20 protein-coding genes are annotated in these 23,530 nt (G+C 73.6%); 14 read left to right on the top strand and 6 right to left on the bottom strand.

What is annotated here, in order from left to right:
• Positions 1 to 1,456, bottom strand: a 1,456-nt coding sequence (locus tag ACFUK0_RS18725) for a glycoside hydrolase family 6 protein (protein ID WP_380251509.1), incomplete at its 3' end; no start/stop codon positions are given.
• A 523-nt stretch (positions 1,457 to 1,979) separates the two neighbouring features.
• On the opposite strand from ACFUK0_RS18725, the gene ACFUK0_RS18730 reads away from it, so the two are divergent.
• From ACFUK0_RS18730 to ACFUK0_RS18765, 8 genes are all read left to right on the top strand, one after another.
• Positions 1,980 to 2,432 carry an SRPBCC family protein gene (locus tag ACFUK0_RS18730; protein ID WP_380251473.1) on the top strand — a complete coding sequence of 151 codons (453 nt, stop codon included), beginning with the start codon at positions 1,980 to 1,982 and terminating at the stop codon, positions 2,430 to 2,432.
• A 376-nt stretch (positions 2,433 to 2,808) separates the two neighbouring features.
• Complete coding sequence (locus ACFUK0_RS18735; protein WP_380251511.1) at positions 2,809 to 3,882, top strand: aminotransferase class I/II-fold pyridoxal phosphate-dependent enzyme; 1,074 nt, start codon at positions 2,809 to 2,811, stop codon at positions 3,880 to 3,882.
• A gap of 120 nt (positions 3,883 to 4,002) precedes the next feature.
• Positions 4,003 to 5,352: an ergothioneine biosynthesis glutamate--cysteine ligase EgtA gene (gene egtA / locus ACFUK0_RS18740; protein WP_380251475.1), complete on the top strand. Its 1,350-nt coding sequence runs from the start codon at positions 4,003 to 4,005 to the stop codon at positions 5,350 to 5,352.
• Positions 5,346 to 6,698: an ergothioneine biosynthesis protein EgtB gene (gene egtB, locus ACFUK0_RS18745; protein WP_380251477.1), complete on the top strand. Its 1,353-nt coding sequence runs from the start codon at positions 5,346 to 5,348 to the stop codon at positions 6,696 to 6,698. The genes egtA and egtB overlap by 7 nt, the downstream gene beginning before the upstream one ends.
• 52 nt (positions 6,699 to 6,750) lie before the next feature.
• Positions 6,751 to 7,488 (top strand): ergothioneine biosynthesis protein EgtC, encoded by a 738-nt coding sequence (egtC, locus tag ACFUK0_RS18750; RefSeq protein WP_380251479.1) that lies wholly within the window; start codon positions 6,751 to 6,753, stop codon positions 7,486 to 7,488.
• A 41-nt stretch (positions 7,489 to 7,529) separates the two neighbouring features.
• A complete protein-coding gene (gene egtD / locus ACFUK0_RS18755) occupies positions 7,530 to 8,501 on the top strand; it encodes an L-histidine N(alpha)-methyltransferase (RefSeq protein ID WP_380251481.1) in 972 nt (323 codons plus the stop codon).
• Between the two features lie 166 nt (positions 8,502 to 8,667).
• On the top strand, positions 8,668 to 10,107 hold the full coding sequence (locus ACFUK0_RS18760) for a sugar porter family MFS transporter (RefSeq protein WP_380251483.1): 1,440 nt from the start codon (positions 8,668 to 8,670) through the stop codon (positions 10,105 to 10,107).
• A gap of 125 nt (positions 10,108 to 10,232) precedes the next feature.
• On the top strand, positions 10,233 to 11,459 hold the full coding sequence (locus ACFUK0_RS18765) for a nitric oxide synthase oxygenase (RefSeq protein WP_380251485.1): 1,227 nt from the start codon (positions 10,233 to 10,235) through the stop codon (positions 11,457 to 11,459).
• A 21-nt stretch (positions 11,460 to 11,480) separates the two neighbouring features.
• On the opposite strand, the gene ACFUK0_RS18770 is transcribed toward ACFUK0_RS18765, so the two are convergent.
• Complete coding sequence (locus ACFUK0_RS18770) at positions 11,481 to 12,119, bottom strand: TetR/AcrR family transcriptional regulator (protein WP_380251513.1); 639 nt, start codon at positions 12,117 to 12,119, stop codon at positions 11,481 to 11,483.
• Positions 12,120 to 12,240: 121 nt separating this feature from the next.
• On the opposite strand from ACFUK0_RS18770, the gene ACFUK0_RS18775 reads away from it, so the two are divergent.
• From ACFUK0_RS18775 to ACFUK0_RS18790, 4 genes are all read left to right on the top strand, one after another.
• Positions 12,241 to 13,404, top strand: a complete 1,164-nt coding sequence (locus tag ACFUK0_RS18775; RefSeq protein ID WP_380251487.1) for an acyl-CoA dehydrogenase family protein — start codon at positions 12,241 to 12,243, stop codon at positions 13,402 to 13,404.
• Positions 13,405 to 13,460: 56 nt separating this feature from the next.
• Positions 13,461 to 14,648, top strand: a complete 1,188-nt coding sequence (locus ACFUK0_RS18780) for a thiolase family protein (RefSeq protein WP_380251489.1) — start codon at positions 13,461 to 13,463, stop codon at positions 14,646 to 14,648.
• A 14-nt stretch (positions 14,649 to 14,662) separates the two neighbouring features.
• A complete protein-coding gene (gene fabG / locus ACFUK0_RS18785) occupies positions 14,663 to 15,421 on the top strand; it encodes a 3-oxoacyl-ACP reductase FabG (RefSeq protein WP_380251491.1) in 759 nt (252 codons plus the stop codon).
• 228 nt (positions 15,422 to 15,649) lie between these two features.
• A complete protein-coding gene (locus ACFUK0_RS18790; RefSeq protein ID WP_380251493.1) occupies positions 15,650 to 17,032 on the top strand; it encodes a S8 family serine peptidase in 1,383 nt (460 codons plus the stop codon).
• A 103-nt stretch (positions 17,033 to 17,135) separates the two neighbouring features.
• On the opposite strand, the gene ACFUK0_RS18795 is transcribed toward ACFUK0_RS18790, so the two are convergent.
• Positions 17,136 to 19,427, bottom strand: a complete 2,292-nt coding sequence (locus tag ACFUK0_RS18795; protein ID WP_380251495.1) for a hypothetical protein — start codon at positions 19,425 to 19,427, stop codon at positions 17,136 to 17,138.
• A gap of 268 nt (positions 19,428 to 19,695) precedes the next feature.
• On the opposite strand from ACFUK0_RS18795, the gene ACFUK0_RS18800 reads away from it, so the two are divergent.
• Entirely contained in the window at positions 19,696 to 20,352 is a 657-nt protein-coding gene (locus ACFUK0_RS18800; RefSeq protein ID WP_380251497.1) for a maleylpyruvate isomerase N-terminal domain-containing protein, read from the top strand.
• Between the two features lie 13 nt (positions 20,353 to 20,365).
• On the opposite strand, the gene ACFUK0_RS18805 is transcribed toward ACFUK0_RS18800, so the two are convergent.
• The 3 genes from ACFUK0_RS18805 to ACFUK0_RS18815 form a co-directional block, all read right to left on the bottom strand.
• Positions 20,366 to 20,878, bottom strand: coding sequence for a GNAT family N-acetyltransferase (locus tag ACFUK0_RS18805; protein ID WP_380251499.1), 513 nt, complete (start codon positions 20,876 to 20,878; stop codon positions 20,366 to 20,368).
• A 109-nt stretch (positions 20,879 to 20,987) separates the two neighbouring features.
• Positions 20,988 to 21,716, bottom strand: coding sequence for a tyrosine-protein phosphatase (locus ACFUK0_RS18810; protein WP_380251501.1), 729 nt, complete (start codon positions 21,714 to 21,716; stop codon positions 20,988 to 20,990).
• A gap of 111 nt (positions 21,717 to 21,827) precedes the next feature.
• Positions 21,828 to 22,394 (bottom strand): TetR family transcriptional regulator, encoded by a 567-nt coding sequence (locus tag ACFUK0_RS18815; RefSeq protein WP_380251503.1) that lies wholly within the window; start codon positions 22,392 to 22,394, stop codon positions 21,828 to 21,830.
• Positions 22,395 to 22,558: 164 nt separating this feature from the next.
• On the opposite strand from ACFUK0_RS18815, the gene ACFUK0_RS18820 reads away from it, so the two are divergent.
• On the top strand, positions 22,559 to 23,494 hold the full coding sequence (locus ACFUK0_RS18820; RefSeq protein ID WP_380251505.1) for an SDR family oxidoreductase: 936 nt from the start codon (positions 22,559 to 22,561) through the stop codon (positions 23,492 to 23,494).
• Positions 23,495 to 23,530: the final 36 nt, after the last annotated feature.

Here is a 23,530-nt window from a genome sequence, read left to right on the forward strand (position 1 = left end):
CACCGGTGGTGGAGCCGACCTTGGTGGCGCCGCGGTAGACGTCGTAGCCCGTCACGCCGACGTTGTCGGTCGAGGCGGTCCAGGAGAGCGAGACGGTCGACGCGGTGGTGCCGGTCGAGACCAGACCCGACGGGGCGGTCGGGGCGACGGTGTCGGTGACCGTGCCGGTGACCGGCGGGTACGCGTTCTTCAGGAGCTCGCGGAACTGCGCGGAGAACCAGGCACCGGCGAGCGGCGCGTCCGGCAGGGCGCCGGACATCTGGTTGCCGTTGCGGGCGTTACCCGTGTAGGTCGGGTCACACATGCGGTCGAAGCCCTTGCCCTGGTCATTCGCGATGACCTTGGACGCACCGTCGGACTCGCCCGGAGGCTTCACCCAGACGTAGGCGTCGATGCCGGCGGCCGGGGCCGCGGTCGGGCGCTCGCCGAGACCGGCACCGGACTGGTTGCACCAGTTGCCGGCCTGGAAGCGGCGGTCGATGCGGCCACCGTCGACGTACGCGTCACCGGTGGTCGCCGGGCCGGGGCCGGTCGGACGGTTGGCGCCGCCCCAGCCGTTGCGCGAGGTGTCGATCAGCATGCCGACGTTGGTGTCGAAGCCGGACGCGGCGGCCTTCTGGCGGAACCCGACGGCGTAGGACTGCTCGTCGACGTAGCGGTTCCAGTCGACCCACTTCGAGGTGCCACGGATCGACTGGCCGCCGATCGTGTCGTCAATGGTGAAGTAGGGCTCCTTCAGCGCCGAGTAGTTGGCGGTGTTGACGACGAAGCCGTGCACGTTGGCGACGGTGCTGCCGGAGGAGGTGGCAGCCGTCTTCAGCAGGTCGATCGTGGGCTGGAGGTTGGAGTCCCAGCCGAGCCAGCCGTGGTGACCGGCATCGACGTAGTTGTAGACGTTGGAGATGGCACCGAGCTTGTTCAGCGCGTAGCCGACACCGTTGACGTAGTTGCCGTTGGCCTTCATCACGTCGCAGTTCGCGGTCGCCGTGGCGGTGCCGCCGGCGTTCGTGATCAGGTTCGGCAGCGAGTCGATCTCGATCGTCGTCACGATGCGCAGGTTCGCGTAGGCCGGGTCGGCCAGGATCGCGGCGATCGGGTCGATGAACTCGGTCTTGTAACGCGGCAGGTCGGTCGGGCCGAGCTCACCGTTGGACGCAAGGGCGGCACAGTCACGGCCGGGGAGGTCGTAGACGACGATCTGCACGACGTACGGCTTGCCGGCGGCCTGGGCCACGGCGGCGTTCAGGTGGGCGCGCAGGCCCATCGAGGTGCTGGTGCCGTTGATGGCGGCGATCCGGTCCAGCCACACCGCGGTGGGCTGGTTGGAGACCGCGCTGCCACCGGGCTCGGCGGCGGCAAGGGCGGACCACTCCGGGTTCACGTAAACCCCGGCGCCCACGTAGGGGTTGTCGACCTTGGCGGCGGCCTGGGCCTGGTTCGCGAAGGCGATCGGCATGATGGCGGTGGCGGTGAGGGCCACGGCGGCGGCGGCAGTTCTGAGCCGCCCGACGAGCTGTGCAGACACTTCTTGGATCCTTTCGGGTGGGGGGGATCCAGGGGGAAATGAGTGGGAGCGCTCCCATATTCGGGGGGCGAATCGAGTGCGGCTCCCTTGCCTCACGGCATATAAAGCCACGGACCCGCTGCTCCGTCAAGGGATCGGACGGATTTCGACAATTCGACAGAGCCCGCCGGAGGGGGCGCTATCGGAGCGTCAATCGTGGGAGCGCTCCCGGGCATTGGGCCCACGAGCAGCGTCGAAGCCCCGGCCGCCGCCGTCCGCGGGCACCCTCCCCCACCGTCCGGAAGCAGTCGGCGATCCCGTCGAAACTCTTCGAAGCGCAGGCGCCGGCCGCTACCGTGAGCAGTCGGCCGGGGCCCGGAAACGGCCTGCGCGGGCACCGGAACAGCCGGCGGGGCGGCCCGCGCGCGGGCGGTGGACGCCCGGCCCGGGGAGTCGCCCACCGAGAGGATTCGGGATGGACCTCAGCACCTACCGGTTCAGCACCGCCTGGCAGTTCACCGCCGCCCCCGCCCGGCTCCGCTCGGTGCTGACGGACGTCGCCGGGTACCCCCGGTGGTGGCCGCAGGTCCGCAGCGTGCGGCAGACCGGCGAGCGGTCCGGCGAACTCGTCGTCCGCTCCACGCTCCCGTACCGGCTGGTGTTCACCGTCCACGACGCCCGGCAGGACGAGGCCGCCGGAGTGCTGGAGGCCGCCATGACCGGCGACCTGGTCGGCTGGTCCCGCTGGACCATAGCGCCGGACGGCGCCGGCACCCGGGTGCTCTTCGAGGAGGAGGCCAGGCTCGGCAAACCCTGGCTGCGGCACCTGGCGATCCCCGCCCGGCCGCTCTTCCTCGCCAACCACGGCGCCATGATGCGCGGCGGCGAGCGCGGACTGCGCGCCCACCTCGCCGCCGGCGGCGTCTGACCGCCGGCTGCTGACTGCGCTGCCGCGTCGGCGGGTTGACCCCGCCCGGCGGGGCCGGCCCGCGTTAGCGTGACAGCGGACCGCCCCGCCCGCCACGCACCGGAGGACCGAGTTGGACGTCTTCGACCCCCTGCCCGCCGACGGCCCGCCGCTCGGCCCCGGGGCATCCGGCCCGACGGCATCCGACCCCGCAGCCTCCGCTTCCCCAGGCTTCGATCCCGCAGCCTGCGACGCAACACCCTTCAGCGCGACACCCTTCGATCCCGCAGCCTTCGATGCGGCACCCTTCGACGCGACAGCCTTCGAGCGGCCGTTCGACCGGGCTGGCACGGGGAGCACCAAGTGGGGCCGGGCCGACGCCGCCGGCCGCTCCGGCGTGATCGCACTGGGGTTGGCCGACATGGACCTGCCCGGCCCGCCCGCCGTCGCCGGAGCCCTGGCCGCCCGTGCGGCACACCGGGCGTACGGGTACACACTCTGCGACCCGCGCGGGCGGGACCTCGTCGCGCGCTGGTACCGCGCGCGACACTCAGTGGACGTCGACCCGGACTGGGTGATGCTGCTGCCGTTCAGCCCGCGCACGGCGCTGCGGCTGTTGCTGGCGGCGCTCGATCCGGCCGGGCCGGTGCTGTTCCCCTCCCCCGAGTGGGGAGGATTCGCCGCGATCTGCCGGGCCGCCGGCGTGGCCTGGCAGGAGGTGCCGCTGGTCCTCGGCCGGGGCGGGGAGGCCGGCGGATACCGGCTGCCCACCGAGGAGTTCGGCCGGCGGCGGCCCGGCGTGATCATGCTCAGCAACCCGCACAACCCGTCCGGCCGGGTCTGGACGCGCGCCGAGATCCGGGCCCTCGCCGAGGCCGTGGCGGACGGCCCGCCGGGTGCGGTGCTGGTCTCCGACGAGGTGCACGGCGATCTGCTGCACCCCGGCCGCGGGCTGCGGCAGCCGGTCGCGGTGGACGCGGCCGGTGACCTGGCCCGGTACACCGTCACGCTCAACTCGGTGGGCAAGACCTTCAACAGCTCCGGCCTGCCCAGTTGCTTCGCGGTCGTCCCCGACCCGGGGCTGCGGGAGCGGCTGACCGGAGTGATGGCCGGGTTCGGCCTCTGGGAGGGCGGCCTGTTCGAACAGGTGGTCCAGCAGGCCGCCCTGCGGAGCGGCGGCCCCTGGCTGGACGCGCTGCTGGCCCATCTCGTCACCGCCCGTGACCGCCTCACCGGGCTCCTCGGCGACGCGGTCCCCTCTCCGCCCGAGGCCTCCTACCTGCTCTGGCTGGAGGCCGCCGCGCTCGGCCTGCCCGTCACCGGCGCCCGTACCGCGCTGCTGGAGCGGTGCGGCCTGGAGGTCACCGACGGCGCCGACTTCGGGGCGGCCGGAAAGGGCTTCCTCCGGCTCAATTTCGCCCTCCCCGGGCCCCTCCTGGACACCGTTCTGGGCCGACTGAGCCTGCTCTGACCTGCATGAACACCCGTTCACCGGATCTTTGCCCAGCAGATTCGCATGCTCCGTAGCAAACTGGGGCAGGAAGTCCGGGCCGCAATCGTGATCCCGAGGATGGTGAGTCCGGTGATACCCGTGTCCCCCAATCGCGCGCCCGCCCGGCGGGCGGCGCAGCAGGCCCGTCAGGGGCCCCAGGCGGTGACTCCGCTGACGGAGTCGTCGGCCGAGCGCCATATGTCCGGCGTCTGCTTCAAGATCGGACCGCCCCGGCTGGTCGGGGTCGAGGTCGAGTGGTTCGTCCACGACGACCGATGTCCCGGGTTAACGGTCGCGCCGGAGCGCGTGGCCGCAGCAATCGCGTCACTGCCGCCGCACCCCGACGGCCAGGTACTCCCCGCAGGGTCGCTGATCACCCTGGAACCCGGCGGGCAGGTAGAGCTCAGCTCCCCGCCCGCCGACAGCCTCACCTCCTGTGTCGAAGCCACCCGACGTGACCTCGCCGTCCTGCGGTCCGCGTTCGCAGCCCAGGGCCTGCGGCTCACCGGCACCGGCACCGACCCCCTGGACCGCGACCGCCGGATGGTCCTGGACCACCCCCGCTACCTGGCGATGGAGCGGTTCTTCAACCGCGCCGGGCCCTGGGGCCGGATCATGATGACCGGCACCGCCTCCGTCCAGGTCTGCGTGGACGCCGGAGCCGACAGCGGCCCGCACGAGCTGGGCCGGCGCTGGCGCCTCGCCCACCAGCTGGGCCCCGTCCTGGTCGCGGCGTTCGCCAACTCCCCGCTGCTGGACGGCAAGCCCACCGGCTACCGGTCCACCCGGCAGACCGTGTGGTCCCGGATGGATCCGAGCCGGACGCTGGCACCCGCCACCGACGGCGGCGACCCGCGCACGGCCTGGTCCTCCTACGTGCTGGACGCCGAACTGCTGTGCATCCGCCGCCCGGACGGCCGGCCCTGGACGGCACCCGCCGGGCTGACCTTCCGCGACTGGCTGCGCGGCGCCGGCGACCGGCGGCCGACCCTGGCCGACCTGGACTACCACCGCACCACCCTGTTCCCTCCCGTCCGGCCGCACGGCCACCTGGAACTGCGCATGATCGACGCGCAGCCCGGTGACGGCTGGGTCGTGCCGGCCGCGCTGACCGGTGCGCTGCTGGACGACCCGGTGGCGGCCGACGCCGCCCGCGCCGCCCTGGAGCCGCTCGGCACCGACGCGGACGCACTGCCGCCGCGCAGCGCCGTCTGGCAGCGCGCGGCCACCCACGCGGTCGGCGACCCGCAGCTGCGGCGGGCCGCGCTGGCCTGCTTCGCCGCCGCCGACGCGGCCCTCTCCAGACTTGAGGGCGCCGAGCAGCTGCGCGCAACGGTCGCCGAGTTCGCCGACCGCTACCCGGCCCGCGGCCGATGTCCCGCCGACGACCAGCTGGACGCCCTGCGCTCCGGCACCCGACTCTCACCCCCGGAGGCCACACCGTGCTGAACCACGACACCACTTCCGGCCCGACGGCCGTCACGCACGGCACGGAGCAGCTGCGCGAGCTGATCGCCACCGAGCTGATCGCCGCCCGCAGCCGGACCGCCGCCCTCACCGACTGCGTCGAGGAGCCCGATCTCACCGCGCAGCACTCGCCGTTGATGTCGCCGCTGGTCTGGGACCTCGCGCACATCGGCAACCAGGAGGAGCTCTGGCTGCTGCGCAACGTCGGCGGCCGCGACCCGCTGCACCCGGAGATCGATCCGCTGTACGACGCCTTCGAGCACCCGCGTGCCGAGCGGCCCAGCCTGCCGCTGCTGGCGCCGCACGAGGCCCGCGCCTACGCCCACGACGTGCGCGGCCGGGTGCTCGACCTGCTCGCGGCCAGCCCGCTGGAGGGCGCGCCGCTGCTCGACGGCGGCTTCGCGTTCGGCATGATCGCCCAGCACGAGCAGCAGCACGACGAGACGATGCTGGCCACCCACCAGCTCCGCAAGGGCGCGGCGGTACTGACCGCCCCGGCGCCGCCCCCGGCACCGGCCGACACCGCCGCCCTGCCCGCCGAGGTGCTGATCCCGGCCGGCCCGTTCACCATGGGCACCGACACCGAGCCCTGGGCCCTGGACAACGAACGCCCCGCCCACGAGGTCGAGTTGGCGGCCTTCCTGCTGGACACCACGCCCGTCGACAATGCCGCGTACCTGCGCTTCATGGCCGACGGCGGCTACCGGGACGAGCGCTGGTGGAACCCCGAGGGCTGGGAGCACCGCAACCGGGCCGGGCTGGTGGCGCCGCTGTTCTGGAGCCGGGACGGCGGCCAGTGGCTGCGCCGCCGCTTCGGCGTGACCGAGCCCGTCCCCCTCGACGAGCCGGTACTGCACGTGAGTTGGTACGAGGCCGACGCCTACGCCCGGTGGGCCGGGCGACGGCTGCCGACCGAGGCGGAGTGGGAGAAGGCCGCCCGGCACGACCCGGCCACCGGCCGCTCCCGCCGTTACCCCTGGGGGGACGCGGCGCCCGCGCCCGAGCACGCCAACCTCGACCAGCGGCACCTGCGGCCGGCGCCCGTGGGCAGCTACCCGCAGGGCGCGTCGCCGGCCGGCGTGCGGCAGTTGATGGGTGACGTGTGGGAGTGGACGGCGAGCGACTTCCGGCCGTACCCCGGCTTCACCGCCTGGCCGTACAAGGAGTACTCGGACGTCTTCTTCGGCCCGGAGTACAAGGTGCTGCGCGGCGGGTCCTTCGCCGTCGCGCCGGTCGCCTGCCGGGGCACCTTCCGCAACTGGGACTACCCGATCCGGCGGCAGATCTTCTCCGGCTTCCGCACGGCCCGTGACCCGGAGCGCGACTGATGGGCGCCCGGCACCCCCAGCGGCCGCCGGGCCGGCCGAGGGGGCACAGCTGATGTGCCGTCATGTGGCTTATATCGGCGGCCCCCTCGCCCTGCGCGACGTGGTGGTCACGCCGGAGTTCGGGCTGTACCGGCAGTCCTGGGCGCCCAGGATGCAGCAGTACGGCACCGTCAACGCGGACGGCTTCGGCGTCGGCTGGTACGCCGAGGGCGATCCGGTGCCCGCGCGCTACCGGCGGGCCGGGCCGATCTGGGCCGACGCCTCGTTCGCCGACCTCGCCCGGGTGGTGCGCACCCGGGCCCTGCTCGCCGCCGTCCGCTCGGCCACCGAGGGCTGCGCGCCCGGCGAGGCCGCGGCGGCGCCGTTCGGCACCGACCAGTGGCTGTTCAGCCACAACGGCGCCGTCAGCGGCTGGCCCGACGGCCTCGGCAAACTCGCCGAGCTGCTGCCGCCCGCGGACCTGCTGGCCCTGGAGGCCCGCAGTGACTCCGCCCTGGTCTGGGCCCTGGTGCTGCACCGGCTGCGGGCCGGCGCGGGCCCCGGCGAAGCACTGGCCACGACCGTCGCCGACGTCAGCGCCCGGACGCCGGCCCGGCTCAACCTGCTGCTCACCGACGGCGTCACGATCGCGGCGACCACCTGGGGCGACACCCTCTTCCACCGCCCGGGGCCGGGCGGGGCCGTGCTGGTCGCCTCCGAGCCGGCCGACGACGGCCCCGGCTGGGTGCCCGTCCCCGACCGCTCACTGCTGCTCGCCACCACCGAGAGCGTGACCGTCACCCCGCTCTGACCCGACCTCTCCCTCCCACTTCACCGATAGGACGAGCCGCCATGCCCGCCTTTGACCTGACCCGCCTGCTGCCCGCCGACCACTTCAGCCGGGCCCTGCGCCACGACGTACAGCTCGGCCTGACCGCCGAGCCCAAGTGGCTGCCGCCGAAGTGGTTCTACGACGCCCGGGGCAGTGACCTCTTCGAGGAGATCACCAAGCTGCCGGAGTACTACCCGACCCGCGCGGAGCGCGCCATCCTCACCGCCCGCGGGGGCGATATCGCCGCCGCGAGCAAGGCCCGGACGCTGGTCGAGCTGGGCTCCGGCTCCTCGGAGAAGACCCGGCTGCTGCTGGACGCCCTGCGCGACCTGGGCACCCTGGAGACGTACGTGCCGGTGGACGTGAGCGAGAGCGCCCTGACGGCCGCCGCTCAGGCGCTGGCCGTGGAGTACCCGCAGCTCGCCGTACACGCGGTGCTCTCCGACTTCACCGCCGGACCGGGCCTGCCGCCGGACGGCGGCCCCCGGCTGGTGGCCTTCCTCGGCGGGACACTGGGCAACCTGCTGCCGGCCGAGCGGGCCGAGTTCCTGGCCACGCTGCGCGGCATGGTCGAGCCCGGTGACTCGCTGCTGCTGGGCACCGACCTGGTGAAGGACCCGGCGGTGCTGGTGGCCGCGTACGACGACTCGGCCGGGGTGACGGCCGAGTTCAACAAGAACGTGCTGAACGTGCTGAACCGCGAGCTGGGGGCGGACTTCGACCCGGCGCAGTTCGAGCACGTGGCGCTCTGGGACGCCGGGCAGGAGTGGATCGAGATGCGGCTGCGCTCGCTCTGCGCGCAGACCGTCAAGATCCCGGCGCTGGACCTGCCGGTGCACTTCGAGGCCGGTGAGGAGCTGCGCACGGAGGTGTCGGCGAAGTTCCGCCGCGAGCGGGTCGCCGAGGAGCTCGCGGCGGCCGGGTTTCGGCTCTCGCAATGGTGGACAGACGAGGCCGGCAGGTTCGGGCTTTCACTGGCCGAACCGGTGTAGCCGGCTCCTAATGTTCAACACCTGAACGTAAGGATGCCGGGTCCTTACCAGTTTGAGCTTGCCGTATGGATTCATACGAACATATCTTGAACGCGCGTTGCGGCAACCCGGCCGCAAAGCGTTCATGCTATGCAGGCTCGATGTTGAGCACCGGGAGAGAAATTCCGTGACCGCCACCCAGTCGTCAGCCCGGCCCGGCCGGGCCCCCGGGGGTTCCGCCCCCGCACCCGAGCGCCTCGGCTTCGTCGTGTTCATCACGGCCGCCGCCGCCCTCGGCGGCTTCCTGTTCGGCTACGACAGCTCCGTGATCAACGGCGCGGTCTCCGGCATCCAGCAGAAGTTCGCCGTCGGCGACGGCGTGACCGGCCTGATCGTGTCCTCCGCGCTGCTCGGCTCGGCGGTCGGCGCGGCCCTGGCCGGGCGGTTCGCCGACCGCTACGGGCGGATCAGGGTGATGAAGACCGGCGCGGTCCTGTTCGGGGTCAGCGCGGTCGGCTCGATGCTGCCGTTCTCCGCCTGGGACCTCGCGCTGTGGCGGGTCCTGGGCGGGGCGGCCATCGGCATCGCCTCGGTGATCGCGCCGACGTACATCGCCGAGGTCGCGCCGGCCAGGTACCGGGGGCGGCTCGCGTCCTTCCAGCAGGCCGCGATCGTGCTCGGCATCGCGATCTCCCAGCTGGTCAACTGGGTGCTGACCGAATCGGCCGGCGGCGACACCCGCGGGCAGCTGCTCGGGCTGGAGGCCTGGCAGTGGATGCTCGGCGTCTGCGTCATCCCGGCCGCCGTGTACTTCGTGATGTCCTCGATGATCCCGGAGTCCCCGCGCTTCCTGATCTCGGCCGGCCGGCTCGCCGAGGCCCGCCAGGTGCTCGGCCAGGTCGAGGGCCCCGCCGCCGACACCGACGCCCGGATCACCGAGATCCAGGCACTGATCGCCTCCGACCACCAGCCGCGCTTCCGGGACCTGCTGGGCGGGCGCTTCGGGCTGCTGCCGATCGTCTGGACGGGCATCGGCCTGTCGGTGTTCCAGCAGCTGGTCGGCATCAACGTGATCTTCTACTACTCGTCGATCCTCTGGCAGTCCGTCGGCGTCGACCAGAGCAGCTCGCTGCTGATCAGCTTCTCCAGCTCGATCATCAACATCGTCGGCACGGTGATCGCGATCCTGCTGGTCGACCGGATCGGCCGCAAGCCGCTCGCCCTGGTCGGCTCGGCCGGTATGGCCGTCTCGCTCGGCGCCTGCGCCTGGGCGTTCTCCTCGGCCACCGGCAGCGGCGACAACGTCGCCCTCCCCGACCTGCAGGGCACCGTCGCACTGATCGCCGCCAACGCCTTCGTGCTGTTCTTCGCGTTGTCCTGGGGCGTGGTCGTCTGGGTGATGCTCGGCGAGATGTTCCCCAACCGGATCCGTGCCGCCGCGCTGTCGGTCGCCGCCTCCGCGCAGTGGATCGCCAACTGGGCGATCACCGTGTCGTTCCCGTCCATGGCGGGCTGGAACCTCTCGGTGACCTACCTGATCTACGCGCTCTGCGCGGCCGGATCGGTGTTCTTCGTGGCCCGGTTCGTGAAGGAGACCAAGGGCGTCCGGCTGGAGGACATGGGCTGACCACCGCCCGGACCGGCACGGCCCCCGCACCCTAGCGTCAATCGCCCGGGTGCGGGGGCCGATTCGTTCACTCTCTGCGGCCGGGCACACACATCCGGTACTCCTGGATCCGGGAGGGATGATTCTTGATCTTCAACCGGCTCCGCACCCGCACGCCCGCACCCCGCACGCCCGCGCCGACCGGCGCCTGCCCGTACGGCCACGGCGCACCGCCCGCACCGGCGCCCGCGCCCCCGCGCGCGCCGAGGCCCGCACCGTCGCCGCCCGGCTTCACCGACCCCGAGCAGGCCGCCGACTTCGTCCGGCAGTTCCACCGGGAGCGCCCCGGCGCCGGCGACCACCGGCCGCGGCTGCGCCAGGTGATGGACGAGATCGACCGCACGGGGACGTACGAGCACACCCCCGACGAGCTGGCCTTCGGTGCCCGGGTGGCCTGGCGGAACTCCGCGCGCTGCATCGGGCGGCTGTACTGGCGCAGTCTGGTCGTGCGCGACCTGCGCCGCCTCTCCTCGGCGGACGACATCGCCGAGGAGTGCTTCGAGCACCTGCGCCTGGCCACCAACGGCGGCCGGGTCCGGCCGCTGATCTCGGTGTTCGCCCCCGACCGGCCGGGCCGGCCGGCCCCGCGGATCCTCAACCAGCAACTGGTCCGGTACGCGGGCCACCCGGCCGGGAACGGCCGCTGGACGGGCGACCCGGCCGGGGCGCAGCTCGCGGCGCGCGCCCGCGAGCTGGGCTGGAAGTGCGGCGAGGAACGTTTCGACGTGCTGCCGCTGCTGGTGCAGGAACGGCCGGGGGCCCGGCCCGAGTGGTACGAGGTGCCGGACGACGCGGCGCTGGAGGTGGAGCTGACCCATCCGGACCACGGATGGTTCGCGGAGCTGGGCCTGCGCTGGTACGCGGTGCCGGCGATCAGCGACATGACGCTGGAGGTGGGCGGGGTCCGCTACCCGGCGGCGCCGTTCAACGGCTGGTACATGGGCACCGAGATCGGGGCGCGCAACCTGGCGGACGCGGACCGCTACGACCTGCTGGGCGAGGTCGCCGGGCGGCTGGGGCTGGACACCTCCTCGGAGCGGACGCTCTGGCGCGACCGGGCACTGGTGGAGCTGAACGTGGCGGTGCTGCACTCGTTCCAGGAGGCCGGGGTGACGATGGCCGACCACCACACCGAGTCGGAGCGGTTCATCAGGCACATCGCGCAGGAGAAGCGGCTCGGGCGCCCGACCCCGGCGGACTGGAGCTGGATCGTCCCGCCGGTCTCGGGCGGGCTGACGCCGGTCTACCACCGGTACTACGACCCGGTGGACGCCTCGGTGCGGCCGGCCTTCGTGGCCCGCGAGCCCTGGTGACCCGGGCCGGCGGCGGGCGGGTCAGCCCGGGCTGACCGTGCGGCGGTAACGGAGGTCGAGGCCGTCGAGGAGGGCTTCGAGGCCGGTCTCGAAAGCCCCCTCGTCGATGGAGGAGCGGTGCTCGGCGACCAGGTGGGCCTCGCCCAGGTGCGGGTACTCCTCGGCGTAGAGGCCGGCGTCGCCCGGGAACCCGGCGGCGAAGGAGGCGAGCGCCGAGCCGGTGACGAAGTAGCGCATCAGGGCGCCGATCCGGGTCGCCTGCCCGCGCGGCCAGCCGGCGTCGACCAGACAGCCGAAGACGGCGTCGGCCAGGCGCAGCGCGTTGGGCCGGCGCCCGGGGCCCTGGGCGAGCACGGGGACGATGCTGGGGTGGGCGGCGAGGGCGGCGCGGTAGGAGCGGGCCCAGTCGCGCAACGCGGTGCGCCAGTCGTCCGGCGCGTCGAACATGCTGAGGTCGACCTCGCCCATCACGGTGTCCACCACGGCGTCGAGCAGTTCGTCCTTGGTGGCGAAGTGGTTGTAGAGCGAGGGGCCGCTGACGGACAGCTCGGTCGCGAGGCGGCGGGTGGAGAGCGCGTCCAGGCCCTCGGCGTCGGCGAGCGCGAGCGCCGCCGTGACGATCCGGTCGCGGCTGAGCAGTGGCGTGCGCGGGCGGGCCATCGTCGCGTCCTCCAGTCGGGTGGGTCCGGCGGTCATTCTCGCAGGCGCCTCTTCACAGGCGGGCCCTGGCGGGTTAGAGTCCCAATAAACTTGCACCGCTAGTTTATTGGATGGACGCCGCATGAACCTGGAGCTCAGCGAGGAGCAGGCCGCCGTCCGCGCACTCGCCGCCGACTTCACCGACCGCGAGATCGCGCCGTACGCCGCCGACTGGGACCGCGCCGAGTCGGTGGACCGCGCGATCGTCCGCAAGCTGGGGGACGTCGGCTTCCTCGGACTGACCATCCCGGAGGCGTACGGCGGCAGCGGCGGCGACCACCTCGCCTACTGCCTGGTGCTGGAGGAGCTCGGCCGGGGCGACTCCGCCGTGCGCGGCATCGTCTCGGTGTCGCTCGGCCTGGTCGCCAAGTCCGTCAACGCCTACGGCAGTGAGGAGCAGAAGCGGTACTGGCTGCCCCGGCTCACCTCCGGGCAGGCGCTCGGCTGCTTCGCCCTGACCGAGCCCGGCACCGGGTCGGACGCCGCGAACCTCACCACCCGGGCGGTCCGGGACGGCGACCAGTGGCTGATCACCGGCTCCAAGATGTTCATCACCAACGGCACCTGGGCCGACGTCGCCCTGGTCTTCGCCCGCACCGGCGGCGACGACCCCGAGCGGGCCGGCCACCGGGGGATCACCGCCTTCCTGGTGCCGACCGGCCTTCCCGGCTTCACCCGCACCGAGATCCACGGCAAGCTCGGCCTGCGCGGCCAGGCCACCGCCGAGCTGTCCTTCGACTCCGTACGGGTGCCGGACAGCGCCCGGCTCGGCGCCGAGGGCAAGGGCTTCACGGTGGCGATGGCGGCGCTGGCCAAGGGCCGGATGTCGGTCGCGGCCGGCTGCGTCGGCATCGCGCAGGCCTGCCTGGACGCGGCGGTGAAGTACGCGACCGAGCGCGAGCAGTTCGGGAAGCCGATCGCCGCGCACCAGCTGGTGCAGGAGCTGATCTCCGACATCGCCGTCGACCTGGAGGCGTCCCGGCTGCTCACCTGGCGGGTGGCCGACCACATCGAGCGCGGGCTGCCGTTCGCCACCGAGTCCTCCGTCGCCAAGCTGTACGCGAGCGAGGCCGCCGTGCGCGCCGCCAACAACGCGCTCCAGGTCTTCGGCGGGTACGGCTTCATCGACGAGTACCCGGTCGGCAAGTACCTGCGGGACGCCCGGGTGATGACCCTCTACGAGGGCACCAGCCAGATCCACAAGCTGCTCATCGGCCGGGCCCTCACCGGCGTCAGCGCCTTCTGACATCTCGTACGACCTGTCCGACCGTCCTGTCATCCGACGTAGAGGAGCCCGACGAAGTGCGTCCCGTCTACTTCGCCGCCGCCCGCCGCACCCCCATCGGGAAGCTGCGCGGCGCGCTGTCCACCGTCCGACCCGACGACCTGTCGGCCGCCGTGCTGCGCGGGCTGCTCGACAGCGTCCCGCAGCTCGACCCGGCCCGGATCGACGACGTCTACTGGGGCGCCGCCAACCAGGCCGGCGAGGACAACCGCAACGCCGCCCGGATGGCCGTCCTGCTCGCCGGGCTGCCCGAGTCCGTGCCCGGTGCGACCGTCAACCGGCTCTGCGCCTCCGGCCTGGAGGCCATCACCACGGCGGCCCGGGCGATCGGCTGCGGCGAGGCGGAGATCGTGGTGGCGGGCGGCTGCGAGTCGATGAGCCGGGCGCCGTTCGTACTGCCCCGCCCGGACGAGGCGCTGCCGCACCGGATCGAGACGCACGACACCCGCCTCGGCTGGCGGCTCACCAACCCGCGGATGCACGAACTGCACGGAGTCCTCGGCATGGGCGAGACCGCCGAGGAGGTCGCGACCCGGTACGGGATCGGCCGCGAGCGGCAGGACGCGTTCGCACTGCGCAGCCACCGACTCGCGGCCACCGCCCGCAAGGACGGCCACTTCGACGCCGAACTGCTGCCGGTGCTGCGCCCGGACGGGGTGACGGTGAGCCAGGACGAGAGCATCCGGGAGGACACCACCAGGGAGCGGCTCGCACAGCTCAAGCCGGTGTTCCGGGCGGGGGGCACGGTCACGGCCGGCAACGCCTCGCCGATGAACGACGGCGCGGCGGCGCTGCTGCTGGTCAGCGAGGAGGTGCTGAACGAGCTCGACCTGGAGCCGCTCGGCCGGTACGCGGCCGGGGCGTCGGCCGGGGTCCACCCGGACGTGATGGGGATCGGCCCGGTGCCCGCCACCCGCAAGGTGCTCGGGCGGCTCGGCTGGAGCGTCGAGGACGTCGAGGAGGCCGAGTTCAACGAGGCGTTCGCCGCCCAGGCGCTGGCCTGCGTGGACCAGCTGGGCTTCGACCCCGAACTGGTCAACCCCTCGGGCGGGGCGATCGCGCTCGGCCACCCGCTGGGCGGCTCCGGCGCCCGCATCCTCACCACCCTGCTGCACCGGATGCGCCGCACCGGGGCGCACCGCGGCCTCGCCACCATGTGCGTGGGCGTCGGCCAGGGCAGTGCCGTACTCGTCGAATCCGTCTGAGGGAGAAGAAGGCCATGAGCAGGTTTTCCGGCAGGACCGCCGTCGTCACGGGCGCGGCGCAGGGCATCGGCGCTGCCACCGCACTGCGGCTCGCGGAGGAGGGCGCGACGGTCGCCGTGCTCGACCTGACCGCCGAGCGGGCGCGGGCGACCGTCGACGCCATCACCGCCAAGGGCGGCTCGGCGCGGGCGTACGGCTGCGACGTGGCGGACCACGAGGCCGTCGAGCGCGTCTTCGCGAGCGTGGTGGAGGAGCTGGGCGGGCTGCACATCCTGGTGAACAACGCCGGGATCACCCGCGACAACCTCCTCTTCAGGATGCCCAAGGCCGACTGGGACACCGTCCTGTCGGTCAATCTGACCAGTGCGTTCAACTGCGCGCAGGCCGCGCAGACCTACATGGTGCGGCAGAAGTACGGCCGGATCGTCTCGCTCAGCTCGCGCTCGGCCCTGGGCGCCCGGGGGCAGGCCAACTACGCCGCCGCCAAGGCCGGCATCCAGGGCCTGACGGCCACCCTGGCGATCGAGCTGGGCCCGTACAACATCAACGTCAACGCCGTGGCGCCCGGCTACATCGCCACCTCGATGACCGCGGCGACGGCCGAACGGGTCGGCTCCACGCCCGAGGACCACCAGGCCGAGGTCTCCGCCCGGACGCCGCTGCGCCGGGTCGGGCAGCCGGAGGAGATCGCGTCCGTGGTGGCCTTCCTGGTGAGCGAGGACGCCTCGTACGTCAGCGGGCAGACGCTGTACGTCAACGGCGGGGCACGCTGAAGCCGTCCGGGGTGAAGTCATCCGATCGGACCATGTGGTCGGACTGATGATCACTCAATTGGCTGGTCCAGGTGGTCCATTGCGGAACCCTGGGCCAGCCTTTACCTTGTCCGGTGGCCTGGAGCGGTCATACCAGCAGTACCAAATGACTATGGCATGATCATGCTCTGCTCGATGGGATGACCGGACCGACCCTCAAGGCCGGCCCCCTTCGTCCCAAGGAGTCCCATGGGCACCTCCCCCGCCACCGCGGGCACCCGCCGCTCCGCCACCGTCCGCGCCCTCGCGCTGCTCGCCGTCGGGGCCACCGCCCTGAGCGCCGGCAGCCTGGGCACGGCCGGCCCCGCCCGTGCCGGACACCGGCTGCCCGCCGTGCAGGTACGCCCCGCGTCAGCCGGCCACATCAACGCCGCCGCCCGGGTCGCACCGCTGCCGACCTCGCAGTGCGTCACCGAGATCGGCATCCACTGCTACTCGCCGCTCCAGTACCGCACCGCCTACAACCTCGGGCCGCTCTACCAGGAGGGCATCACGGGCAAGGGCCGGACGATCGTGATCGTCGACTCCTTCGGGTCCCCGACCATCCAGCACGACCTGGAGGTCTTCGACCGGCAGTGGGGCATCCCCGACACCCAGGTCGAGGTGGTCAAGTGGGGGAACGTCCCCGAGTTCGACCCCACCAACCCGGACCACACCGGCTGGGCCGGCGAAAGCACCCTGGACGTCGAGTACGCCCACGCCGTCGCCCCCGACGCCCACATCATCCTGGTCGAGACCGGCGTCGCCGAGACCGAGGGCGTCACCGGCCTGCCCGAGATGATGGACGCCGAGAGGGCCCTCATCAGGGCCGGCCGCGCCGACGTCATCTCGCAGAGCTTCGGTGCCACCGAGAACACCTTCCCGGGCTACGACCGGGGCGACTTCTCGTCGCTGACCGACCTGCGCTACGCCTTCGAGGAGGCCGCCGCGCACGACGTCACCGTCCTGGCCGCCTCCGGCGACGCGGGCGCCACCGACTACCAGGCCGACGGCGAGAACCTGTACCCGTACAAGGTCAACTCCTGGCCGTCCTCCGACCCGCTGGTCACCTCCGTCGGCGGCACCCAGCTGACCCTGGACGACAACGGCGGGCGCACCGCCCCCGACCGGGTCTGGCACGACGACTACGGCGCGGCCGGCGGCGGCACCTCCGGCGTCTTCGAGCGCCCCTGGTACCAGGCCGGCGCCGCCCGGGTGACGGGCAACCACCGTGGTACGCCCGACATCAGCATGAGCGCCGCGGTCGACGGCGCGGCGTGGACGTACGAGTCCTACGACCCGACCCGGGTGGGCTGGCACCTCACCGGCGGCACCAGCGAGGCCACGCCGATCTTCGCCGGCGTGGTCGCCCTGGCCGCCCAGCTGGCCGGCCACCGGCTCGGCCAGCTCAACTGGCGGATGTACGGGCTCAGCCTGGCACCGCCCCGGTTCAGCGGCATCGTCGATGTGACGGCCGGCGACAACTCCTGGGACGCGGTGACCGGCTACCAGGCTGCCAAGGGCTACGACCTGGCGTCCGGGCTCGGCACCATCGACGGCGCGCGCTTCGTGCACGCCGTCGCCGGGCGCTGACCGCACACCCGGCCCGGCATCCGGCCGGCGGGCCCCGGCCGGGTGGCGGTCAGCCACCCGGCCGGTCCCATAGGGTCATCACACTCGTCGTACCGTACGACCGTCAGTCCGCCGAGGGTGCGGCGGCCAGCTGGGCGAGATACCGCTCGGCCGCGCGGAGCTTGCGGCCGTCCGGGCCCGGCAGGTACGCCCTCAGCTCGATGATCTCCGGTGCCACCTTGAGCGCCTCCGCCCGGTCGGCGATCGCGCGCCAGCACGCCTCCGCGTTGGTCGCCGCCCGCTGGGTCTCCGGATGCTCCGCCCCCTCCGCGCGCAGCAGCACCAGCGCCACCTCCCGGTAGAGGTCGGCGGCCTCGCCCGCCCGCCCGGCCAGCCGCGACACGTGCGCCCGCACCTGCCGCACCTGGAGCACCGGCGCAGCCGTCGGCCCGTGCGCCGCCACCGTCTGCCGCTCCAGCTCCAGCGCCAGGTCGGCGGCCGCCTCGTGCTCGCCCGCGTCCGCGCTGCGCACGATCCGGCCGATCGCCTCACGGTAGTCGGCCGGCGCGGGCAGGCTGTCGGGCGCGGGCGGACTGTCGGGTGCGGGCAGGCTCGCGGGCGCGGCGGGCCCGTCCGTCGCCTTGCCCAGCACGACGCCCGGTGCGGCGGCGGGGAGCGGCAGCTCGGCCGTCGCCTCGGGGTCGGTGTCCTCCCGCTCCGGCGGCGTACCCTCCGGGCCGGGCTTGCGCAGGATGACGGTGCCGCCCGCCGGAGCGGGCCGCTCGGCCGGCGGTTCGGCCGCGGCCACCTTACGGAGGGTCACCCGCACTGCGGCGGCCGGCTCCACAGGCTCCGGAGCCTCGGCCTCCGGAGGCTCGACCTCCAGGGCTTCGACCTTCGGGGCTTGGATCTCCGGGGCCGCGGCCTCGGGGGCCTCGGCCTCCGGAGGCGTGGCGCTCTCGACCGCGGCCTCGGGGGCCGACGGCGGTGCGGCTGCCTTGGCGAGCGTCACCGCGGGCCGGGCCGGCTGTGGCGTGGCGCCGGGCTTGTCCAGGCTGACCTGCGGAGCCGCCACCGCCGCCGCACCGGGCTTGTCCAGCCGCACCCGCGGCGGCGCCGCCGCAGGAACGGGGGCCGGGGCCGCAGGCACGTCCCGCCGGACGACCGGACGGGGCTGCACCGCGACCGGGCGGGGGCCCTCGTACGGCACGGGTTCGACCGGCGCCCCGTCCGTCCGGCGGGCCGTGTTGCGGAAGACCGGCCGGTCGGGGGCGTGCGAGGTGAGGATCAGGACGTCCGGCCGCAGCACCGAGTACACCTGCTGGCGCAGCTGTTCGGGTGCGAGCACGGCGTCGGCGCCGGGCCGTCCGCCGTGCAGGGCCTCGATGAGGGCACGGGTGAAGGTGCCGATCTGCTCCGGGTCCGGGCTGACCACGGCCCACAGCGGTATGCCGTCGGCCAGCGGGGAGATCGTGCTCTGCAGTTGCGGCCAGGCGTGCTGGTCGGCGCTCAGGTCGGCGATCACCAGGGTCTGCCACTCCGGCGAGCGGTGCTGGAGTTCGGCGACGACGGCCTGCCACGGCAGGCCGTCCCCCGCTTTGGAGTCACGCAGCGTCAGGAAGAGCGCGCCGTCCCGCCGGTCGGCCACCAGGTGCCCGCCGAAGTGGACGAGCAGCGGGCCGGGGTGGCGCGAGGCCGCCCGGAGGTGGGCGAGGACGGTCTGCGGATCGTTGGCGCCCGGCAGGTGGACGGCGTCCACGGCATCCGCCGCGAGCAGCATCTGCGGCGAGACGGCCGCCAGCATCGCGGACAGCACCGGCGCCTGGTTCGCGCCACCGCGCCCCCAGGAGCGCCGACCTGACGCACCGTATCCACCCTCGACGACCAGGATCCGCCCGCGCGGCGCGGCCCCCAGGCCCCCGGGCGGGACCGGCGCGGACGGCGACTGCTGCTGGGGCTGCTGCTGGGGCTGGGGCTGCTGCGGGAGTGTCACGGGCAGCACGCTGGTCCATCCGGTGGACGGAGGGGGCACCGGGGGTGCGGCCGGAGCCGCGGGCGGGGCCGAGGGCGGCGGCGGCACCGCCCCGGCGGCCGGGTCCTGCTCGGGCGCGACGGGCGCGACGGGGGCGACGGGCGCGACGGGCGCGACCGGCGGCTCCCTGCGAACGGGCAGGTCGAACGGATTCGGGGCGTCGAACGGGCCTGGCCCGGCGAACGGATCCGGCCGGAGGGCGGGCCGCGGCGCGTCGAAGGGGTTCGCTCCGGTCACAACGTCCGCGCCGGCGCCGGCGACCTCGTCGGCAACGAAGTCGGTGACGAAGTCGCTGACGGCAACGGGGTCGTCGGCCTCGACCACGAGGGGCAGCGGCGCCGTACGCTCCGCGGCCGACACCTCGTCACCCTGGAACACCGGCATCCGCGTGGTCTCCTCGACGGCCGACGGCCCGTCGGACCGTCCTGCGCCGCTCCCCGGCACATCCGGGTACCCGGGAACAGCTGTTGCCTCCACCACCGCTGGTCACCACCCCGCCCCGCCGCTCCCGCGACGTCAGCCCGTACACCGTGGTGCCGGTCCATCACTCCCGATCTCGCCACCCTACGGTGTCGCGGCGCGGCCCATCCAGGCCGGGGGCGCGATGCGCGTCCGGCCGGCCTCGCTCCGGCGCTCGCGGTACGGTCCTGCCATGCCTCGCTCGAACGACACCGGAACGCACCGGCAGCCCGTGACCGCGGACGACCTCGACCTGGCCGTCCGGCTCGCCGTCGCCACCCTGCGGGACGCACCCGATGCGGCTTGGGACCGCAACGCCGGTTCGCTGGAGTGGGACTGCTGGGAGACCGCCGAGCACCTGAGTGACGACCTGTTCGCGTACGCCGCCCAACTGGGCCCCCGGCAACCGCCCCTGGAGGGCGAGGTGCCCTTCCTCTGGGAGCCGCGCAGGCCCGGCGGCCCCGCGAACGCCATCCATGCCGACCGGACGGCCGGCCCGGCCGGGCTGTTGCAGGTGCTGGAGGCGAGCGGCGCGCTGCTCGTCGCGATGGCCCGCACCACGGCCCCGCAGACCCGGGCCTACCACGGCTACGGCGTCTCGGACCCGGAGGGCTTCGCGGCGATGGGCCTGGTGGAGACCCTGGTCCACACCCACGACCTGGCCGAGGGCCTGGGCCTCGACTGGGACCCGCCCGCCGGTCTCTGCTCGCGCGTCCTCGCCCGCCTGTTCCCGGACGTCCCGCAGGACACCGACCCCTGGCCCACCCTGCTGTGGGCCACCGGGCGCGGCGAACTGGCCGGGCGCCCCCGCCGCACCTCCTGGCGCTGGTACGGCGAGCCCAGGCCGTAGTTGCGGGCCGCCCTCAGCCCAGGTCGAGGGTCCAGTGGTTGGTCCGCAGCAGCCGGCCGGCGAACTCCACCTCCTGTTCGCCGACGAAGGTGAAGCCCAGCGAGCGGCAGATGCCGTTCGACGGGGCGTTCGGCACCCCCGGGAAGGCGTGCACCAGCCCCCAGCGGCCGTCCTCGCGGGCCAGCTCCAGGAGGGAACGCACCGCATCCCTTCCGAAGCCGCGTCCCTGGAACTCCGGCAGCACCATCCAGCCGACCTCGGAGACCGGTTCCCCGTCGGAGCCGTCGTCGGCGTCGTGCTGCCACAGGGAGACCTGGCCGGCCACCACCTGCGGTGCGGCTTCGTCCGGCACGATCATCTTGATCCACCAGATGCCCGCCGCCGCCTGCTCCACGTCCAGTCGGACCTTCGCCTCGATCCCCTCCCGGGGGAGCGGGCCGCCCAGTTCCGCCATCATGACCGGGTCGCAGCGCATCCGGACATAGGCGTCGAGGTCACCGAGCCCGACATCACGTAGCAGGACCATCCGCTCTCCTCCTTGGACCTTCGAGCTTCCAGCTTCGCGCTTCGCCGCACGCCCTACGGCGGGATCACCTTCGCAGTACCGCACGCCTGCCGGCCCGTCCTTGCCGGGCTCAGGGGGTGAGCAGCCGGCCGCGCAGTGCCGTCACCAGGTCGTCGTCCACGCCGAGGGCCTCGACGGCGTAGCCGTGCACCGAACCGTAACGCGTGTTCAGGCCGGCCAGGAAGAGCTGCATGATCTCGGCCGGGGCACGCCCGTAGCCGGGCCAGCTGAGGGTCAGGTCGGGGTAGCCGGCGTGCCAGTCGGCGACCAGGCGTCCGGTCGCGAGTTCGGTCAGGGTGAAGTCGGCGACGAGGTCGTCCTCGTGCACCCCCAGCAGGGCGAGGACCAGCGCGGCCAGCAGGCCGGTGCGGTCCTTGCCGGAGTGGCAGTGGAACACCAGGGGAGCCGTGTCGTCGGCGATGATCTCCAGCGCGCGCCGGATCTCCTTGACGCCGTCGTGGGCGACCTCGGTGTACTTGTCCGCCAGGAAGCGTCCCGGCTCGACGTCCGGGGCCAGGCCCGCCTGGTCGTACGGCCGGTGTTCGATGCTCAGATTGTGGTAGGCCAGACCCTGCTGCTCCGGAACGCGGCCGCTGCGTTCGATCTCCCAGGGATACCTGAGGTCGATCACGGTGCGGACGCCCAGCGCGAGGAAGTCGTCGCGGTCCTGGCCCTGGAGCTTGGCCAGCGAGTCGGAGCGGAACAGTCGCCCCCAGCGCACCGTACGGCCGTCGGCAGCCCGGTAGCCGCCCAGGTCACGGAAGTTGTGCAGACGCTCGAACGGGATGTGTCTCCTCATACGGAGCACCCTACGACCTGCCGCACCGGCCCCGACGGCAACGGGGCCCGGCCGCGCGGCCGGGGCCGCGGCCACTCCGCACGGTCACTCCGCACGGTCACTCCCCCGCCGTCACTCCCCGCTGGCCACGAGTTTGAGCTCGTGGAGCGACTCCCGCAGGAACTCCGCCAGGGTGCGTTCCCCGCTGTCGCCGACCCACCGCTCGAACCCGATCTTGAAGACGGCGATGCCCGCCTCCGCGGTGAGGCTCGCGGCAGGCTCCTTGACGCCGCGTCGGCGCAGGGTGGCGGCGAGCGCCGCGGACAGTGACGCGAGTTTGATCAGCTCGCGCTCGCGCAGCTCCGCGTTCGCCGTGATGACGGCCTGGCGCTGCCGGGCGAAGTCCTGGCGCTCCAGGAAGAAGGCGGCCACCGTCTCCAGGGTCGCGGCCATCGCGTCGATCGGCGCGGCCGTCGCCGGTGTGGCGGCGAGGGTGTCCACGAAGGCCTGCTCCAGCGCGGGCGAACCCCCGAACAGCACCTCGCGCTTGTCGGCGTAGTGCCGGAAGAACGTCCGCTCGGTGAGCCCCGCGCGTTCGGCGATCTGCGCGGCGGTGGTCTGTTCGAACCCGCGCTCGCGGTAGAGGTCCAGCGCCGCCTGCTCCAGGCGCCCGCGCGCGTTCGGCTCCCATCGACTCATGGCCCGATCCTACGCGATGACAGTCGCTGACATCAGTGCTACGGTCGATGACAGTCACTGACATCGATTCCCTCGCCGGGCGTCCAGTGCTCCGGCACCGCCGGCACCGCCGGCACCCCGGCACGCCGCGGCGAGGACGGTCGACCTACCCGGAGGTTCTCCTCATGCGCGTGTTCATCACCGGCGCGTCCGGCTGGATCGGTTCAGCCGTCGTGCCGGAGCTCATCGGCGCCGGCCACCAGGTCGTCGGGCTCGCCCGCTCGGACGCCTCGGCCGCCGCCCTCGCCGAAGCCGGCGCCGAGGTGCGCCGCGGCACGCTCGACGATCTCGACACCCTGCGCAGCGCGGCCGCCGAGTCCGACGGCGTGATCCACCTCGCCTTCAAGCACGACATCGCGTTCAGCGGTGGTTTCGAGAGCGCCGCCGACGCGGACCGGCTCGCCATCGACACCTTCGGCGAGGCCCTCGCCGGCTCCGGCCGCCCGTTCGTCATCGCCTCGGGAACGCTCGGCCTCGCGCCGGGGCGGGTCGTGACGGAGCAGGACGGCCAGGCCGACGGCCGGGCAGGTGCCCACCTGACCGGCGGCCCGGCCAGGCGGATGGCCAACGCGCACGCGACGACCGCCCTCGCCGACGTCGGCGTCCGCTCCTCGGTCGTCCGGCTTCCGCCGACCGTGCACGGCGACGGCGACCACGGCTTCCTCGCCACCGTGGTGGCCATCGCCCGGGAGAAGGGCGTCTCCGGCCACATCGGCGACGGTGCCAACCGCTGGCCCGCCGTGCACCGGTCCGACGCGGCACGTCTCTTCCGCCTGGCGCTGGAGAGCGCACCGGCCGGCTCCACGCTGCACGCGGTCGCGGACGAGGGCGTGCCGATCCGCACCGTCGCCGAGGTGATCGGACGCCACCTCGGCCTGCCCGTGGCCCCGGTCTCCCCCGACGACGCGCCCGGCCACTTCAGCTGGCTGGCCGGCTTCCTCGGCATGGACGGCCCCGTCTCCAGCGCGCACACCCGCGAGCTGCTGGGGTGGCAGCCGGCCGGGCCCGGGCTCGTCGAGGACCTCGACCAGGGCCACTACTTCGCCGGGGCATCCGCCTGAGCAGCCGCGCGGGGTGGCACCGCCGGAGGCCGGCGG

It is taken from the genome of Kitasatospora sp. NPDC057223, from assembly GCF_042669755.1.
GTDB lineage: Bacteria > Actinomycetota > Actinomycetes > Streptomycetales > Streptomycetaceae > Kitasatospora.

Bases quoted from the DNA above. Each gene is read 5' to 3' on its own strand.
- ACFUK0_RS18730 (WP_380251473.1), top strand. From the start codon at position 1,980: ATGGACCTCAGCACCTACCGGTTCAGCACCGCCTGGCAGTTCACCGCC.
- egtC (WP_380251479.1), top strand. From the start codon at position 6,751: ATGTGCCGTCATGTGGCTTATATCGGCGGCCCCCTCGCCCTGCGCGAC.
- egtD (WP_380251481.1), top strand. From the start codon at position 7,530: ATGCCCGCCTTTGACCTGACCCGCCTGCTGCCCGCCGACCACTTCAGC.
- ACFUK0_RS18770 (WP_380251513.1), bottom strand. From the start codon at position 12,119: ATGGCCCGCCCGCGCACGCCACTGCTCAGCCGCGACCGGATCGTCACG.
- ACFUK0_RS18775 (WP_380251487.1), top strand. From the start codon at position 12,241: ATGAACCTGGAGCTCAGCGAGGAGCAGGCCGCCGTCCGCGCACTCGCC.
- fabG (WP_380251491.1), top strand. From the start codon at position 14,663: ATGAGCAGGTTTTCCGGCAGGACCGCCGTCGTCACGGGCGCGGCGCAG.
- ACFUK0_RS18790 (WP_380251493.1), top strand. From the start codon at position 15,650: ATGGGCACCTCCCCCGCCACCGCGGGCACCCGCCGCTCCGCCACCGTC.
- ACFUK0_RS18795 (WP_380251495.1), bottom strand. From the start codon at position 19,427: ATGCCGGTGTTCCAGGGTGACGAGGTGTCGGCCGCGGAGCGTACGGCG.
- ACFUK0_RS18800 (WP_380251497.1), top strand. From the start codon at position 19,696: ATGCCTCGCTCGAACGACACCGGAACGCACCGGCAGCCCGTGACCGCG.
- ACFUK0_RS18805 (WP_380251499.1), bottom strand. From the start codon at position 20,878: ATGGTCCTGCTACGTGATGTCGGGCTCGGTGACCTCGACGCCTATGTC.
- ACFUK0_RS18810 (WP_380251501.1), bottom strand. From the start codon at position 21,716: ATGAGGAGACACATCCCGTTCGAGCGTCTGCACAACTTCCGTGACCTG.
- ACFUK0_RS18815 (WP_380251503.1), bottom strand. From the start codon at position 22,394: ATGAGTCGATGGGAGCCGAACGCGCGCGGGCGCCTGGAGCAGGCGGCG.
- ACFUK0_RS18820 (WP_380251505.1), top strand. From the start codon at position 22,559: ATGCGCGTGTTCATCACCGGCGCGTCCGGCTGGATCGGTTCAGCCGTC.